The sequence below is a fragment of the Acinetobacter sp. YH12235 genome (assembly GCF_013417705.1).
In the GTDB taxonomy this organism is placed as follows: Bacteria; Pseudomonadota; Gammaproteobacteria; order Pseudomonadales; family Moraxellaceae; genus Acinetobacter.
In genome coordinates this window covers 34320-51211 of sequence record NZ_VPDL01000003.1, presented here as the reverse complement: position 1 = coordinate 51211, position 16892 = coordinate 34320, and the positions used below count along the sequence as shown (strand labels likewise).

General features: G+C 41.7%; 11 protein-coding genes. 6 read left to right on the top strand and 5 right to left on the bottom strand.

What is annotated here, in order from left to right; genetic code table 11:
* Positions 1–109: 109 nt before the first annotated feature.
* The gene (locus FTV13_RS02610) at positions 110–2347 is read right to left on the bottom strand and encodes a TonB-dependent siderophore receptor (RefSeq protein WP_180010892.1); all 2238 of its coding nucleotides are present in this window, start codon (positions 2345–2347) and stop codon (positions 110–112) included.
* 503 nt (positions 2348–2850) lie between these two features.
* Between FTV13_RS02610 and tig the strand changes: the two genes are divergently transcribed.
* From tig to FTV13_RS02590, 4 genes are all read left to right on the top strand, one after another.
* Positions 2851–4182, top strand: coding sequence for a trigger factor (tig, locus tag FTV13_RS02605; RefSeq protein WP_004781984.1), 1332 nt, complete (start codon positions 2851–2853; stop codon positions 4180–4182).
* Positions 4183–4372: 190 nt separating this feature from the next.
* Positions 4373–4978: an ATP-dependent Clp endopeptidase proteolytic subunit ClpP gene (clpP, locus tag FTV13_RS02600; RefSeq protein WP_004781985.1), complete on the top strand. Its 606-nt coding sequence runs from the start codon at positions 4373–4375 to the stop codon at positions 4976–4978.
* A gap of 29 nt (positions 4979–5007) precedes the next feature.
* Positions 5008–6318 carry an ATP-dependent protease ATP-binding subunit ClpX gene (clpX, locus tag FTV13_RS02595; protein ID WP_004781987.1) on the top strand — a complete coding sequence of 437 codons (1311 nt, stop codon included), beginning with the start codon at positions 5008–5010 and terminating at the stop codon, positions 6316–6318.
* 167 nt (positions 6319–6485) lie between these two features.
* The gene (locus FTV13_RS02590; RefSeq protein ID WP_004781989.1) at positions 6486–7202 is read left to right on the top strand and encodes a DUF2846 domain-containing protein; all 717 of its coding nucleotides are present in this window, start codon (positions 6486–6488) and stop codon (positions 7200–7202) included.
* A 60-nt stretch (positions 7203–7262) separates the two neighbouring features.
* Here FTV13_RS02590 and FTV13_RS02585 read toward each other — a convergent pair whose 3' ends face one another.
* Complete coding sequence (locus FTV13_RS02585) at positions 7263–8789, bottom strand: fumarate hydratase (RefSeq protein ID WP_005232211.1); 1527 nt, start codon at positions 8787–8789, stop codon at positions 7263–7265.
* Positions 8790–9566: 777 nt separating this feature from the next.
* Between FTV13_RS02585 and FTV13_RS02580 the strand changes: the two genes are divergently transcribed.
* The gene (locus FTV13_RS02580; RefSeq protein WP_166136309.1) at positions 9567–9806 is read left to right on the top strand and encodes a DUF2171 domain-containing protein; all 240 of its coding nucleotides are present in this window, start codon (positions 9567–9569) and stop codon (positions 9804–9806) included.
* A 307-nt stretch (positions 9807–10113) separates the two neighbouring features.
* Here the strand turns inward: FTV13_RS02580 and pta are convergent, their stop codons facing one another.
* The 3 genes from pta to FTV13_RS02565 all read right to left on the bottom strand — a co-directional run bounded on the left by pta (position 10114) and on the right by FTV13_RS02565 (position 15201).
* Positions 10114–12252: a phosphate acetyltransferase gene (gene pta / locus FTV13_RS02575; RefSeq protein WP_180010890.1), complete on the bottom strand. Its 2139-nt coding sequence runs from the start codon at positions 12250–12252 to the stop codon at positions 10114–10116.
* Between the two features lie 53 nt (positions 12253–12305).
* Positions 12306–13529 (bottom strand): acetate/propionate family kinase, encoded by a 1224-nt coding sequence (locus FTV13_RS02570; protein WP_166136315.1) that lies wholly within the window; start codon positions 13527–13529, stop codon positions 12306–12308.
* A 406-nt stretch (positions 13530–13935) separates the two neighbouring features.
* A complete protein-coding gene (locus tag FTV13_RS02565; RefSeq protein WP_180010888.1) occupies positions 13936–15201 on the bottom strand; it encodes a glutamate-5-semialdehyde dehydrogenase in 1266 nt (421 codons plus the stop codon).
* A 324-nt stretch (positions 15202–15525) separates the two neighbouring features.
* Between FTV13_RS02565 and FTV13_RS02560 the strand changes: the two genes are divergently transcribed.
* Entirely contained in the window at positions 15526–16863 is a 1338-nt protein-coding gene (locus FTV13_RS02560) for an alpha/beta fold hydrolase (protein WP_166136318.1), read from the top strand.
* The last annotated feature ends 29 nt before the right edge of the window (positions 16864–16892 follow it).

The following is a 16892-nucleotide window of genomic DNA, read 5'->3' as shown; positions in this document are numbered from 1 at the left end:
AAAAGGTTTATAAATACAACTAAATCTAGATTTAAAGTTTTATATCTTTCAGAAAATAAAAATAGCCTCACGAATGAGGCTATTTTTTGATGAGGGAAGAAGCTAAAACTTAGTATTTAAAGTTCAGAGAAAGAACTGCGTTACGGCCTTCTGCTTCAGTTGCATAGTGAGATGCATAAGCTTTAGTGAAATAACGTTCATCAGATAAGTTATTTACATTTAACTGCAGGTCAACATTTTGATTTACGTTATAACGTGCCATGGCATCATAGCGTACATAACCTGGAACATATTTAGTATTCGCTAGGTCACCATACACTTTGTCCATCGCAACTGCACCAGCACCGATTGTTAACGCAGGGGTTAGATCATAAGTCGTCCAAAGTGTGGCTGAGTTTTTCGCAACGTTAGGCATTTTATTTCCATTGTATGGACTATCTTCATTTGTACATACAGTTGGTCGACCGCTACATTTTTTTCCATTATCAACAGCTTCACTGTCTAGGTATGTATAGCCCGCAGAGACTGCCCATTTATCAGTAAGATTACCGTTTAAACCAAGCTCAAAGCCATCTACCTTACTTTCACCAACGTTAGCATAAGTAGTCGGTGTTAACTGAACTCGAGCATTCTGTTTTTCAGTACGGAAAATTGCAGCAGTCAAATTCAATTTGTCATTAAATAGATCCCATTTCGTACCAATTTCAAATGTGCGGCTTTCTTCAGGATCGAGATTGCTATAATTTTCTGCAATACCTTCTGAACCATCACCTGAGTCAACACCTACAGGGTTGGCTGAAGTAGCGAAGCTTGTGTAAATAGATCCATTTTCACGCGGTTTAAAAGTAAGACCTGCCTGGTAAGTGAAGAAATCAGCGTCACTTGAAATGGTTTCACCTGAAGCATTGGTTTTTTGCTTGGTATCAAAGTCATCCCAACGCAATCCTAAGTCCAATAACCATTGCGGATTGAGTTCAATGTTATCCAGTAAATAAATAGAAGCTGTTTCTGTGGTAGTGGTCGTGGTAGCTCTGTTGGCTGTACGAGCACCTAACCATTGATCACGTGAGTTTGGATTGGTTAAAGAAGTACACCATGCATCATTATTTGCACAATCACTGTTAAATCCACCTGTCGTGCTATCAGGGTAGCCAGGGTAGGTGGTTGAATAGTTACCTTTATCAGATTCTTGTTTAGAGTATTCAACACCTGTATTAAAGCTATGCTTTAGAGCACCGGTATTAAACTTACCTGCTAAAGAAAGTTGATCGCTAAAGGTTTCTGTATCTGTAATCCGTGAGTTAATACGACGCCATACTTTATCATTGAGTACGTTACCTTTTGAGTCATCAGGCTGCGTCCATAGATAATCATTTTTTGACTTGCTATAAATAGCAGTATTACTCAAAGTCAAATCATCAGTCAGATCATGTTCTAATTTAAGTGTACCAATCTGATTTTCTTGTTTCTGGAAATCACGATTTAATAAACCATAGTAGATGCCTTGTTTAACATCGATAGGTTTACCGACAGTCGCTTTTTTATCTTTGTCATAATTATATGGAACACCAGCATCAGGCGTATCATCAGATTTTAAGTAGTAATAGCTTAAAGTCCCACGAGTAGGAGTATCCAGGCCAAAACTGATACTTGGTGCAATACCTACACGTTTATATTCAGCGCCGTCTTTCTGACCAGCTTTTTCATTTTGATGACCCATCACAGCAATACGCGCTGCAATGCCATTACCGAAATCTTTGTTGCCATCTAAAGTGATGCGCTGGTAATTATCGGTACCTTGTGCAATGGAACCTTCTAAAGAATCACCAGCTTTAGCAACCTTAGAGATCATGTTGATGCTACCGCCAGTCGTACCGGCACCGCCCATTGCAGAAGAAGAGCCTTTGGTCACTTCAACCTGTTCGACCGCAAACATTTCACGGTTTTGTGAAGTCGCGCTACGAACTCCATCTACATACATTGAGCTTTCAGAGTTATAACCACGAATAAATGGACGATCGCCATTCGGGTTGCCACCTTCACCCGCACCCAAAGTAATACCAGGTACAGTACGTAAAGCATCAGAAAGTGTAGTGACTTGAGTGTCTTCAATCAGTTGCTTAGAAATGACTGATACAGATTTAGGTGTATCCAGTAAAGGTGCAACAAATTTCTTATTTGCGGAATTATCTACTTTTAAACTTGGTGTCTGTTCAGCTTTAACTTCTTGATGAATAGTTTCGAGCTTGACCACATTTTCATCAGCCACAGCATTTACGGTTACAATCGAGAGGGAAGAGGCAATCGCCGATGAAACGAGTTTTTTACGTGATTTGATAAACGACATGTGGGAACCCGAAAAAAAGCTTAAAATTTATGTATGCGAATAATAATAATTCTTATTTAAATTAAGAATTACTTGCCGATAGGAAATGACGATTTTAAGGATTGTATTAATTGGTTTGATCAATGTGATAGTGTATCAAAATGTTTCTAAGTTAATGTATTTAAAATAGATCTGATTAATAGATTATTATCGTTACTTTTATTGAGATTATTAGAGTTTAAAAATTTTGAAGAAAAGATAAAGAAAAGTTTACTAAAAGTCCTATAAAAATCCATAAATGCCGATGAATGAGATGATCTGTCCAGTTTGAGTAATCAATATATCTACTCTTATTTGAGGGAAGGGATATTTAATCAAAGAAAAATGAATTTGACTGAATAAATTTGATTATTACAGCATCAATAAAGACGATTCAAGTATTGTGTTTTGTATATCTGCAAATGTTGTCATATAATGTGGCACATTTTTATAAACCTGTTATTACCAAATATATAGAGGAAGCCATGCAAGTAACTTCTGAAGCGGTTTCGGGCGTTGCCCGTCGTTTAAATGTTTCTGTACCGACGAGCCGTATTAATGAGCAATTTGAAGCTCGTTTAAAACGCACTGCTAAAACTGCGAAGATCAACGGCTTCCGTCCAGGTAAAGTACCTGTAAACGTAGTTCGTCGTGAATACGGCGCTGGTATCTACCAAGAAGTTGTCAACGACATCATTCGTGACACAGTTTTCGAAGCAATCCAACAAGAAAAAATCAACGCTGTTGGTATGCCAAACATCGAAAAAACTGAAATGAAAGATGATGCTTTAGTTTATGAAGCGACTGTTGAAGTTTATCCAGAAGTTGAAGTGAAATTCGAAGGTCTGGAAGTTGAACGTAAAGCGTCTGAAGTAAATGATAAAGACGTTGAGAAGATGATTGAAAATCTTCAAAAACAACGCGCTTCTTGGGCTGAAACTAAAGGCATGGCTAAAAAAGACATGCAAGTAACTTTCGACTTCGAAGGTACTGTTGATGGCGAAAAATTTGAAGGCGGCGCTGCGCAAGACTTTAAACTTGTTTTAGGTTCTGGTCGTATGATCCCTGGCTTCGAAGATGGCATCATCGGTATGAAGAAAGGCGAAGAGAAAGTGATCGATGTTACTTTCCCTGAAGATTACCAAGCTGAAAACCTTGCTGGTAAACAAGCTCAATTCAAAATCAATGTGAAACTTGTTGAAAAACAAAAACTTCCAGAAATTGATGCTGAATTCCTGAAAATCTTCGGTATTTCTGAAGAAGATGGCGTTGAAAAACTGAAAGCTGACGTTCGTAAAAACATGGAACGTGAAGTGAAAAACGGCCTGCGTAACCAGGTTAAAGGCGCAACTTTCGATGCACTTGTAGCTGCAAACGAAGTTGAACTTCCATCTGCAATGGTTGCTCAAGAAATTGACCGTCAACGTCAACAAATGATCCAGCAGTTCACTCAACAGTTCGGTGCTCAAGGCGCGAAAGCATTTGATTCAAGCATGCTTCCAGATGACCTGTTTAAAGAACAAGCTGAGAAATCAGTTAAACTTGGCGTATTGGTAAGCCGTATTCTTGCTGATGCGAAAATCGAAGTAGATCAAGCGCGCGTTGAAGCTTATATCGAAGACATGGCTTCTTCTTACGAAGATCCAAACGAAGTGATTGAATACTTCAAAAATGACAAGCAACAACGTGCTCAAATCGAAGCAGTTGTACTTGAAGATCAAGTTGTTGATCACATTCTGTCATCTGCTAAAGTGACTGATGCGACTGTAAGCTATGAAGACTTATTGAAAGAGCAACAAGCTCGTCAACAAGGCTAATTCAAGCTTTCCATAAAAAGGCGCTTCGTGCGCCTTTTTTCATATTAGTAATTTCTTGACATATCTGATTTTCACAAAACTAATGCAAAAAATATGATGGAATTATTCGCGATTATTTTGCAATTTCATTGATTATCCCTCATATTGTGATTATGGATTAAGTCACAAAAATTTAGGAATAAATAAACCTATGTATGTTCCAACGATTGAAAACGCTTTAGTGCCAATGGTGGTAGAACAATCCTCTCGTGGTGAGCGTTCTTTTGATATTTATTCACGCCTTTTACGTGAGCGGGTAATTTTTCTGACAGGTGAAGTTGAAGACAATATGGCCAACCTGATCGTTGCGCAAATGTTGTTTTTAGAAGCTGAGAACCCAGATAAAGATATTCATTTATATATCAACTCACCGGGTGGTTCAGTGACTGCTGGCATGGCGATCTACGATACCATGCAGTTTATTAAACCGGATGTTGTGACTTACTGTATGGGTCAGGCAGCATCAATGGGTGCATTCCTGCTCAATGCAGGAACTAAAGGCAAACGTTACTGCCTTGAAAATGCACGTGTCATGATTCACCAGCCTTTGGGTGGTTTCAAAGGCCAGGCATCAGATATTGAAATTCACGCACGTGAAATTCTGTTCATTAAAGAACGTTTAAACCGTTTAATGGCTGAACATAGCGGTCAGGACTATGAAAAAGTGGCACGCGATACAGACCGTGACAACTTCATGACTGCTCAGCAAGCGAAAGAATACGGTCTTGTGGATGAAGTTCTAACGAAACGTCCATAAGTTTTAGAGATTGAGATATTGGAGTAAATATGTCCGAACATCCTCAAGGACAAAAGCATTGTTCATTTTGCGGTAAAACGCAGTCTGAAGTCGGAAAGCTGATTGCAGGCGAGGACGCATACATTTGTAATGAATGTGTGGACGTATGCTTAGATTTGGTTCAAACCAGTCAACAGGTCGAAACCAATGACTGGGCGAACCGTCCTTTACCGAAACCGCATGAAATCCGTGCGGCGCTCGATCAATATGTGATTGGTCAGGACGTAGCGAAAAAGACATTATCTGTGGCCGTATACAACCATTATAAACGTCTGAAAGTACAGACCAATGGTAAGAAAGCAGATGATTCCGTTGAAATTGCCAAAAGTAATATCCTGCTGGTCGGTCCGACCGGTTCAGGTAAAACCTTGCTGGCACAAACCCTTGCCCGTCTTCTGGACGTTCCATTTGCCATGGCAGATGCAACAACCCTAACTGAAGCGGGTTATGTGGGTGAAGATGTTGAAAACATTGTACAAAAGCTTTTGCAAAAAGCTGATTACGATGTCGAAAAAGCGCAAAAGGGCATTATCTATATCGATGAAATCGACAAGATTACCCGTAAATCTGAAAACCCATCCATTACTCGTGATGTATCAGGTGAAGGCGTACAGCAAGCCTTGCTGAAAATGATCGAAGGTACGGTTGCTTCAATTCCACCACAAGGTGGTCGTAAGCACCCGCAGCAGGAATTCATTCAGATTGATACCTCGAATATCCTGTTCATCTGTGGCGGTGCATTCTCAGGTCTTGAGAAAATCGTACAGCAGCGTCAGGAGAAAGGTGGTATTGGCTTTACTGCAGAAGTCCGTAATAAAGACGAAAGCAAAAAGTTGTCTGAATTGTTCCGTCAGGTCGAAGCGACTGACTTAGTGAAATTTGGTCTGATTCCAGAATTCATTGGTCGTTTACCCGTGATTGCGACTTTGGATGAGCTCGATGAAGAAGCTTTAATGCAGATTCTGACTGAGCCGAAGAATGCATTAACTCGTCAATATAAACATTTGTTTGAGATGGAAAATGTGGACTTGGTCTTTGAAGATTCAGCACTACGTGCCGTTGCGAAAAAAGCACTGGAACGTAATACTGGTGCGCGTGGCCTGCGTTCAATTCTGGAAAATTCATTGCTAGAAACCATGTATGACCTGCCGAGTCGTAGCGATGTAGGCACCGTGGTGGTGAATGAAGCTGTCATTAATGGTGAAGCTGCACCAGAATTTCGTGCTGAACGTCAACCACATGACGAGCCAGAAACAGCGGCAAAAGTTGATTTAAAGGTGGTGAATAGCAAATCTGCTTGATTGCTATTCGTCAGAAACGTGCGAAAACCCCGTGTTTTCGCACGTTTTTTATTTCCAAAAGATAAAAGCAGATGCTAATCTCAACATCTAGGCGTGGACGCCGAAAGCTATAAAAATATATCGCAAAGCACTTGCATACAAGAATAAAGACGCAGTGAGGGATAAGCATGCGTGGAGTCGCAATGGTGCTCATCGGCAGTTTGGCGCTGATGGGTTGTCACGGTAAAAAAGCCGTAGTTGAGCCTACACAGCCACTCAGCACTTTAAAAAATATTGATCTTGAAAAAAAACCAGGCTTCGTCGAACAGCATCGGGTGGGGATGTTTACAATTGGCGGCTGGGTCAACCAGAAACAGGGCAATCATTTTCAGGCAGTTAAACCTCAGCATGAGGATGCAGCAATTGTTTATTTATACCGCCCGGATTCCAAATGGAACCGTCAGGAAATTGTCGCTGCCAGCCTATTTATCAATCAGCATCGTATTCCGAGTTTATTGCATAATCATCATTACTGGATTGAGTTACCTGCAGGCACGTATCGTTTGAGTACCAGCCGTCCTTTAGGTGCTTTGCACTTCCAGAAACCTAAATATCTGGACTTTACCGTAGAAGCGGGTCAATCCTATTTTATTAAGTATGATGAAGAAAATCTAAGCACCCGTCGTAGTGTTCCGGGACCTCTGATGCTGATGCCGAGCAGTGTGGGCCTCAATGAAATTGCTTTTACCCAGTTAAAATCGGACAGTTTTAACTTTTTTGCACAGGATCAGGAAACTGGGAAAATCCGCAAGAAAGCTCAGAAAATTAAGGCAACTGAATATGATCCATCTACAGATGTACAGTTAACCACACCGTTTAAACTCTGGGATCCAAGAACCTGGTAATTAATTTTAAAATTCCAATAAAAAAGCACCCATTAAGGGTGCTTTTTTATATAGCTTAAATTAACCCGCAGCAGCGTCAACTACTGGAATTTTGCCAATTTTTGCTTGCCAGATTTTTGGAGCAGTCGCGTGTACAGATGTACCATTTACGTCAACTGCTACAGATACAGGCATATCTTTCACTACAAACTTGTAGATCGCTTCCATGCCTAGGTCAGCAAAGGCAACCACTTCAGCTTCACGGATTGCTTTAGATACGAGGTATGCAGCACCACCAACCGCCATGAGGTAAGTCGCTTTGTTGTCTTTAATTGCTTCAACAGCAGCAGGACCACGGTCCGCTTTACCGATCATGCCATAAAGACCAGTTGCTTCTAATACCTGACGAGTGAATTTATCCATACGAGTTGCAGTTGTTGGACCTGCAGGACCTACAACTTCGTCACCCACTGGATCAACAGGACCTACGTAGTAGATGAATTTGCCTTTTAGATCAACAGGGAGTTCTTCACCGTTGTTCAGCATGTCTACCATACGTTTGTGTGCAGCATCACGGCCAGTATAGATTGTACCGTTTAGAAGCAGCGTATCACCTGGTTTCCAAGAGTTCATTTCTTCTTGAGTGATGTTGTCTAGGTCAACACGTTTAGAAGATGAAGAATCCCAAGTGACTGATGGGTAGTCTTCAAGGCTTGGTGCTTGAATATGCGCAACGCCTGAACCATCAAGTGTGAAGTGTGCGTGACGGGTTGCAGCACAGTTCGGGATCATGCCGACTGGTTTGCCCGCAGCGTGACAAGGGTAATCTTTGATCTTGATGTCTAGAACAGTGGTTAAACCACCAAGACCTTGAGCACCAATGCCCAATGCGTTTACTTTCTCGAAGATTTCGATACGAAGTTCTTCAAGTTTGTTTTGTGGGCCACGACGAAGCAATTCGTCCATGTTGATCTCTTCCATCAATGCTTCTTTTGCAAGCATCATGGCTTTTTCAGCAGTACCACCAATACCGATACCCAGCATACCAGGAGGACACCAGCCTGCACCCATAGTTGGAACAGTTTTTAATACCCAGTCCACGATTGAGTCAGACGGGTTCAACATTGCCAGTTTAGATTTGTTTTCTGAACCGCCACCCTTAGCAGCAACAGTGATGTCTACTTTGTTACCTGGAACAAGTTTGTGATAGATCACAGCAGGCGTGTTGTCTTTGGTGTTCTTACGGCCAAAAGCAGGGTCAGCCAGTACAGATGCACGAAGTACGTTAGAGTTTTCAAGATAACCTTGACGTACACCTTCGTTGATCGCATCGTCCAGGCTCATGGTTAAATCAAATTTAACGTCCATGCCCACTTCAACAAATACGTTGACGATACCAGTATCCTGGCAGATAGGGCGGTGGCCTTCTGCACACATGCGTGAGTTAATTAAGATTTGCGCGATCGCATCTTTCGCAGCTTTGTTCTCTTCACGGTCGTACGCACGGCTCATCGCTTGGATAAAGTCTTGTGGATGATAGTAAGAAATGAACTGAAGCGCATCTTTAACCGATGTGATCAAGTCATCTTGCTTGATAATAGTTGTCATACAAATATCTCTTGAGCGGGCTGTTAGCTAGCGGGCTAAATTATAAGACAAATGAATCCGGTTGTGGGCGTTTTGCAGGGACATTGGCCAAAAGTTTATAGTTTAAGCAATAAGGAAAATTACTTTGGCTGAAAGATTGGTTAAAAATGACAGGTTTTTGTCATATTTACTGTCATATTTCAGCTTAAAATTTATTGGAATATAATTAAATATATTCTAAATATATGATTTTTATTAATTAATTAAAATTATGAAAATTTCATCATTGTCATATAACTGTCATAAAACTTTTACATAATGCGCTTATCAAATGAATGATGAGTTTTCTTTATGACCCTGACTAGTGTATTGATGGTAATTGCTTTTAGTCTTTATATCGCTGCTACTTGGTTCTACGGCCAGAAAGAAGATCAAGCCTAAGCTTTATCTTCTTTTTTACATTTTAAGAGCTAAAAAATTAGCCTATCTTCAAATCTTCAAATCTTCAAATCTTCAAATCTTCAAATCTTCAAATCTTCAAATCTTCAAATCTTCAAATCTTCAAATCTTCAAATCTTCAAATCTTCAAATCTTCAAATCTTCAAATCTTCAAATTACCTTAATAAAAAAACAATATTTCAATCATCTTGGCCTTGCCACAACACGCCTGTGACACAGTTATTTTTCTTCATTACATTATTAACCCAGAAAAACCCAAAGCCTGAAAACCCTTACACACAGCCAATTTTTTAGGGCTTAGACTGAGGTCTCTCAACTTCTATAAATAGGGCAATTGGAATGAGTAACTTTAATACAAATGACATCAAAGAACATGCTTCAGTAATTGCTTCAGATGGTACTCAAGTTGGTAAAGTGGATCATTTAGAAGGTCAGGACAAGATTAAATTGACAAGAAGTGATGACGAGAATAATGAGCATCATCTGATTCCGGTCAGCTGGGTAAGCGAAGTGAAAGATGACAGCGTGATCTTGAATAAAACAGCAGAAGATGTGCACAAAGAATGGACCACGGTATAAGCATGATCGTTGCCTGACTTGTTCTGGTTTGGCTTAAATAGTCAAACTGGATGCAAGCTTAAATAGGCACTCTGATCTGTTAAAGTGGTAAATGCCAGCCTGTTCGGCTGGCATTTATTTTGTATCATCAATCTTTTTATTTTAGTTTTATTTACTCATAGCGCGGATTACGAACCTGCATAATTTTTTGAGCTAGACGATCTGTAGATGATAGAACGCCTAATGATTACTGAGAAAACTTATAAATAGATCAATAAAAAAACCACCCGATCTTTTGACCGGATGGTTGTGGAGTAAGTAAAGAAAATTAACTAGCTTGCTGATCTGCCTGAATCGCAGTTAAGGCTATAGTAAATACAATGTCATCGACCAGCGCACCACGTGACAGGTCATTCACCGGCTTGTTCAAGCCTTGCAGCATCGGACCGACACTCACGACATTTGCCGCACGTTGTACCGCTTTATAAGTGGTGTTACCAGTATTTAGATCAGGGAAGATAAACACATTGGCACGACCAGCGACTTGTGAATCTGGTGCTTTCTGACGCCCTACACTTTCAACTGAAGCGGCATCGTATTGCAGTGGACCATCAATCAACAGATCAGGACGACGTTCTTTGGCAATGCGTGTAGCTTCCGCGACTTTTTCCACATCTGCACCGGTACCTGAAGTCCCGGTAGAGTAAGAAATCATGGCAATACGTGGATCAATGCCAAAGGCTTTTGCAGAGTCAGCAGACTGAATTGCAATTTCAGCCAGTTGTTCAGCATCCGGATCTGGATTAATCGCACAGTCACCATAAACATAGACCTCATCTGGCAGCAGCATAAAGAACACAGAAGAAACCAGTGAATATTCAGGCGCTGTCTTGATCAACTGGAAAGCAGGACGAACGGTATTGGCAGTCGTATGTACTGCACCAGAAACCAGACCATCCACTTGATCAAGTGCCAGCATCATGGTGCCGAGTACGACAGTATCCTGTAGCTGTTCACGCGCCTGCAATTCATTGATTTTGCCTTTACGCAGTTCAACCATTTTTTCCACATAATTCTCGCGAATCAGGTCTGGATCAATAATCTCAAGATCGTGCGGTAATTCAATATTGCGTGCTTTGGCAACTTCCACCACTTCTTCCGGTTTTGCCAATAAGATACAGTGTGCAATCCCGCGAGATTGACAGATCGCAGCTGCCTGAATGGTACGTGGTTCATCACCTTCCGGAAGCACAATACGTTTTTTCGCAGCAATCGATTTTTGTACCAGTTCATGACGGAATGCAGAAGGCGACAGACGTGGCTTATAAGAACCATTGATTAGCTGTGCGATCCATTCTTCATTTAAGTGACTGGATACAAAACGGGTCACCTGTTCAGCACGCTCAGTATCATCACATGGAATTTCATTGCTTAAATTGGCCAGACTTTGGGCAGTTTCAAAAGTGCTAAGTGGCGTATGCAGAATAGGCAGACCATGTTTAATCGCTGTCTGGCAGAACTCCAGTACAGCCGAATTTGGCTCATAATGTTCAGTCAGTACCAGACCTGCCAATGGAATGCCATTGCTGCTCGCTAAGCTACTTGCCAGCAAGACATCAATACGGTCTGATGCACTAATAATCAGTTCGCCAGCTACAAATTTATGCAATTCATGTTCAATGTTGGACGCAATTAAACTGCTGTGTAAGACACGGCGCTGTTTTGCTTCACCCAAGTTCACCCAGTCTGCTGAAATATGCGCTGCCAGGTCAGAAATACGTGGCACACTTAAAGTATTACTGAATGGAACCAGACCAATGACTGGAAGCTTTTCAGACCCAATATGGGCATGAGTTTTCTGAATAGCTGCTATAAATTTGTTGGTATCACTAATCAGGCGTAAACCAGGATCAATAGTCACCGGGATCTGTGCAGAATCTTCCGGTAGGCCTTTGGTGCGCATAAACAATACGCCAGCCATACGGGTAGAAGAGGATCCACCCAGATAACGTAATTGGCTTTCAACTTTTTCAGCCGCCACTTCAGGCTGGTTGATATCAGCATTGCTGACAATGATGACTTTGGCATCGAGTGCCTGCGCCAATGCCGCATTAAAGCTTGGCGCAAAGGTATCGCGGCTATTTGGTACCAAACCTTCAACAATAATCAGGTCGTGATTTTTGGCAATCTCACGATGCAGGCGTACTGCATCTTCAAGCAATTCATCTGTTTCACCCAGATTAAAGCGCTGAATCAGACTTTCATAAGCAATCGGTTCAACGGTTTCACTTTGGGATAAATGACGATAGAGTGCTGTAGTGCGATCTGTTTCCTGACTTTTTTCCTGTGAAAAAGGTTTCACAAAACCTGCTTTTACCCCTTGGCATTCTAAAGCATATACCAAACCTAAACAGGCTGAAGTTAAGCCGACGCCTTCCCCGGTCGGCACCAATAAAATCGTTTTCATAGTAATATCAGTCGCGCAATAATAGAAATTAGGTAAAAGGGAACCGGGCTTGCTTATGCAAGCGCAGCTTCAGGTTCAGACTTTTTTGCAGTGGCTTGCTCCACTTCATTCTCTACCACAGAATGAGTTTCTTTCGCGATTCGGCCTTCTTCATCAGTCGGAACTACCCAGATTTGTGGGCCTGTACCGTTATCGATCCGACCTTCTGTACCGCGTTTCAAACTGCTATTAGCGTCTTTATCCAGGTTGAAACCGAAATGTGGTAAATAAGCCATGGTTTTTTCACGGATATACGCCGAGTTTTCACCAATACCACCGGTAAAGAACAGACCATCAATACGTGGCAGACCACAGCTTAAAGCAGCTAAAGATTTCGCCAGACGGTAGCAGAATACTTCAATCGCAAGAGTCGCATCTTCACTACCTTGTTCTGAGGCTTCAATCAGGGTACGCATGTCATTAGACAGGTTGTCAGACAAACCAAGCAAGCCACTTTCTTTGTTGAGCATCTTGTCAATTTTATATACATCCCAGCCTAGGTTTGCAGCCAGGAAGCTATGCAAACTTGGATCGACATCACCACTACGGGTCCCCATCACCACACCTTCAAGTGGCGTCAGACCCATTGAGGTATCTACACTTTGGCCATTCCATACCGCACAGGTCGAACTACCATTACCGAGATGTGCTGTTAACCAGCCACCTTGCTTAAAGCTACCAGCCAGTTCAGAACCGCGATCGGACACATAAGCATGGCTGGTACCATGGAAACCATAACGACGTACGCCATATTCAGTATAAAGGAATTTAGGCAGCGCATAACGGTAAGCATGTGCCGGCATGGTTTGATGGAAAGCAGTATCAAATACTGCGACTTGTGGCAAGTCTGGGAATAAACGTTTAGTCGCTTCGATCCCGATCAGGTGAGCCGGGTTGTGTAAAGGCGCAAGTGGAGTTGCTTCGCGAATTTTTTCAATAATCTCGTCAGTAATCAGTTCAGCTTTGGTCAGACTGCCACCATGTACCACACGGTGACCGATCGCATCCGGCTTATAGTTTGCCAGACGCTCTAAACCTACTTCTAACGCTTTTTTATGATCTGCAAAAGGAATATGAATATCGACGGGTTCATTACCGACAGTCACACCTTTAATACGGGCATTTTCTGTGCCTAAGTTTTCAGCTAAGCCGTGAATACGGAAATTCTGTTCTTCAAGCAATAGGGCAAACTTGATTGAAGAAGAGCCACAATTAATAACTAATACTGATTTAGACACGATTGTTTACCCGATTCTAATTAAAATTCTCATCCATTTCGTTGACCTGTCTGCTGGCAAAAGCGACACAAGATAGGTCTGTGATCATGTTTTAACATGGGTTTTTTTACTGTCCTAGATAGACTTTAGCCGATTAGACTTAAGCATTATCGACCATAGCGACAATAATAATTAAAATTTATCAGTTCATAGTTTTCATTTATAAATAAAATACTGCTAAAAAATGATCTATTAAACTGTAACTTATATTTCTTAAAAATAATGTTTATTTATTCTACCTTTTAGGTATGGATATGAAGAAATTATATGCAATTTTATAAAGGCTGCATATTTACTTGAACATATCTTTTATTCATCTAATGCATAAAAAATCAGCCTTGCGAACAAGGCTGATTTTATTATCTATTTACTGGCGAATCTGACCATCACCGAAGACTACCCATTTCTGAGAAGTCAGGCCTTCTAGGCCAACCGGGCCGCGGGCATGAATCTTATCCGTCGAAATACCGATTTCCGCCCCTAAGCCATATTCAAAACCATCGGCAAAGCGGGTAGAGGCATTGATCATTACTGAACTCGAATCTACACCAGCTAAAAATTCACGAGCGATGCTGTAATTCTCAGTAATAATTGAATCAGTATGATGCGAGCCATATTTATTGATATGTTCAATGGCTTCCTCAACACCCGATACGATTTTAACTGCCAGAATCGGACCCAGATATTCGGTGTACCAGTCTTCTTCTGTCGCTGCGACTACCTGATTGCCCAAGATACGCTGGGTTTCACGACAACCACGAAGTTCCACCTGTTTTTCCTGATACAGCTCAGCAATTCGAGGCAGGAAATCTTCAGCCACTTTCTCATCAACCAGCAAAGTTTCCATGGCATTACATACGCCATAACGATGGGTTTTGGCATTTAAAGCAATTGGCAGGGCTTTGAGCAGATCAGCCTGTGCTTCGACATAGACATGGCAATTCCCGTCCAGATGTTTAATCACAGGCACACGTGCCTCTTCAGTAATGCGTTCAATTAAGCCTTTACCACCACGCGGTACGATCACATCGACATATTCAGTCAGAGTAATCAGCTGGCCAACTGCAGCACGGTCAGTCGTATTAATCACCTGAACTGATGCTTCAGGTAAACTTGCCACTTTTAAGCCATGCTGGATGGCAGTTGCAATGGCCTGGTTAGATTCCAGAGCTTCTGAACCGCCACGCAGAATAATCGCATTTCCAGATTTTAATGCCAGTGAAGCAGCTTCCAGAGTTACATTCGGACGTGATTCATAAATCATGCCCACTACGCCCAAAGGCACACGCATCTTGCCAAGCTGAATCCCTGTAGGACGGTAAGCCATATCAGTGATTTCACCAATTGGATCTTTCAGGCTGATCACATCTTTCAGGCCCTGTAACATACCTTTAAAGCGTGCGGGGTTGAGTTCTAAGCGATCAAGCAGGGCACTATCCAGATTGTTCTGGTGAGCTTTATTCATATCAATCTGGTTAGCAGCCAGAATAGCAGCTTGACTGTTTTCTAAAGCGGTATAAATTGCTGACAATGCGCTGTTTTTAGTTTGGGTAGACGCACGAGCCAAAATGCGAGAAGCCTGGCGTGCCTGCTGTCCTACCGTTTGCATATATTGTTCAATAGACTCTTGCATAGCGGTTCAATCACTTAGAAATTTCACTTTGATATTAACAGTCTGATGCCGGACAATGAAGCCCATCACTTAAAAATCATAAGCTTTTCACTGTTTCTAAACATTTTGAAATTGTTTTATCTTTAAAAGCAGATAAGTGGTTGTCGAATCAGTTGCTTGTGAAAAGCCGCTCTGTATAGAATGAAATGTAGCGACATAGATGTCATTGATATAATTACTACAGCGCAGGATGCGTGTTCAGGATAATCGGAATAATCCTGAAGCATAAGATCTGTAAATAATGACTTGCACAATAAAAATAAGGCAAGGACGGAGGAAAGGAATATGAATTCCATTATCCAGATGGATGCCCAGGCATTGGACCAACATAGCCATTACGGTTTTTTTGATCTTTATGATAAGCACAGTTTCAAGCAACCAGCACGTACGACATGGATCGATGGCTGGAAAATCGAGTATATGGCCATTGCGCGTCCTGATACTTTGCATATGCGCCCAATGGTGATTATTGGGGGAGCTTTTCAGAACTTTAATTCTTACAAATATTGTGTAGAACAGTTATTTGATGCGGGACCTATTATTTTAATTGATTTACCTTCCATGGGGGCCAACCAGCAAATTACTAACGTTGATACCGGCTTATCTGCAGGAACACTTGAACTGGAAGATCTGGCAGCGATGCTAGGCCAATGGCTGGAGCAGATGCAACTGCCTAAGGTGGCTATTCTGGGAATGTCTTTAGGTTCAGTGGTGGCTTCCTGCCTGGCAGATCAGCGTCCTGAACTGGTAGACCGTATGATTTTGATGGGTGTAATGCAGAAAACCCGCAAAAGCTGGCGCATGCTGCTGGAAGAATCTCTACATTTAATGAAAGAACAGCGCATGGACGAATTTGGCCAAGCGGTGATTCTGTATCTGGTCAATCATGCACGTTTAAAGGAAACCCGCATGTCACCAACAGCAAAACGGCTGTTCTTTAAGCAGATGTCCGAGTTTACAGCGACAGAACAGGACCGCTATGACATCAACTGTAACCGTCTTTTAAGACTGACCAATGTACCGATTCCTCAATGCAAAGTTTTGGTGGCTTGCGGGCAGTATGACAGCTTTACCTTGCCGCATGAAAATGCCAATTTTGCCCTGCAATGTCCAAATATGCAGTATGTGCAGATTGCTTCTGCAGATCATGTGCCTCAGTTACAGCGCCGTAAAGAAACCATGCATCTATTTGCAACTTTCCTGCGTGATGAGCCGGTTGATCAACTCGAAGGTATTATCCCGTTCACCCGTGAACAGATGCAGCAGATCGAACGACGTGGGGAAGAGCGGATTACGGTTCAGGATCCACAGCGTTATTTAAGTCATCGTCATTCTGATCTGGTATTCAAGGCAGAAATTATCGATATGAATTTCTTTGGGGTGTTGCTGGAATTGGAACCTGGATTAACCGATCAGGCAGCCGCATATCCACGTGATCTGGCTTTACATTTGGAAGATGAAGAAGGGGAGTTTAAGATCGAATGTTTAATCTTCGAGCATGATGGCACTCAGTTACGTGCTTTGTTCAAGCATGGCAGTTTTGATGTAGCAGAGCGTTTATTACGGTTTGTCCAGAAAGAGAAAGCAATTCAACAGGCTGAAGTATTCGATGCAGTCATCTAAAACAATAGAATTCATAAAAAAACAGCGTA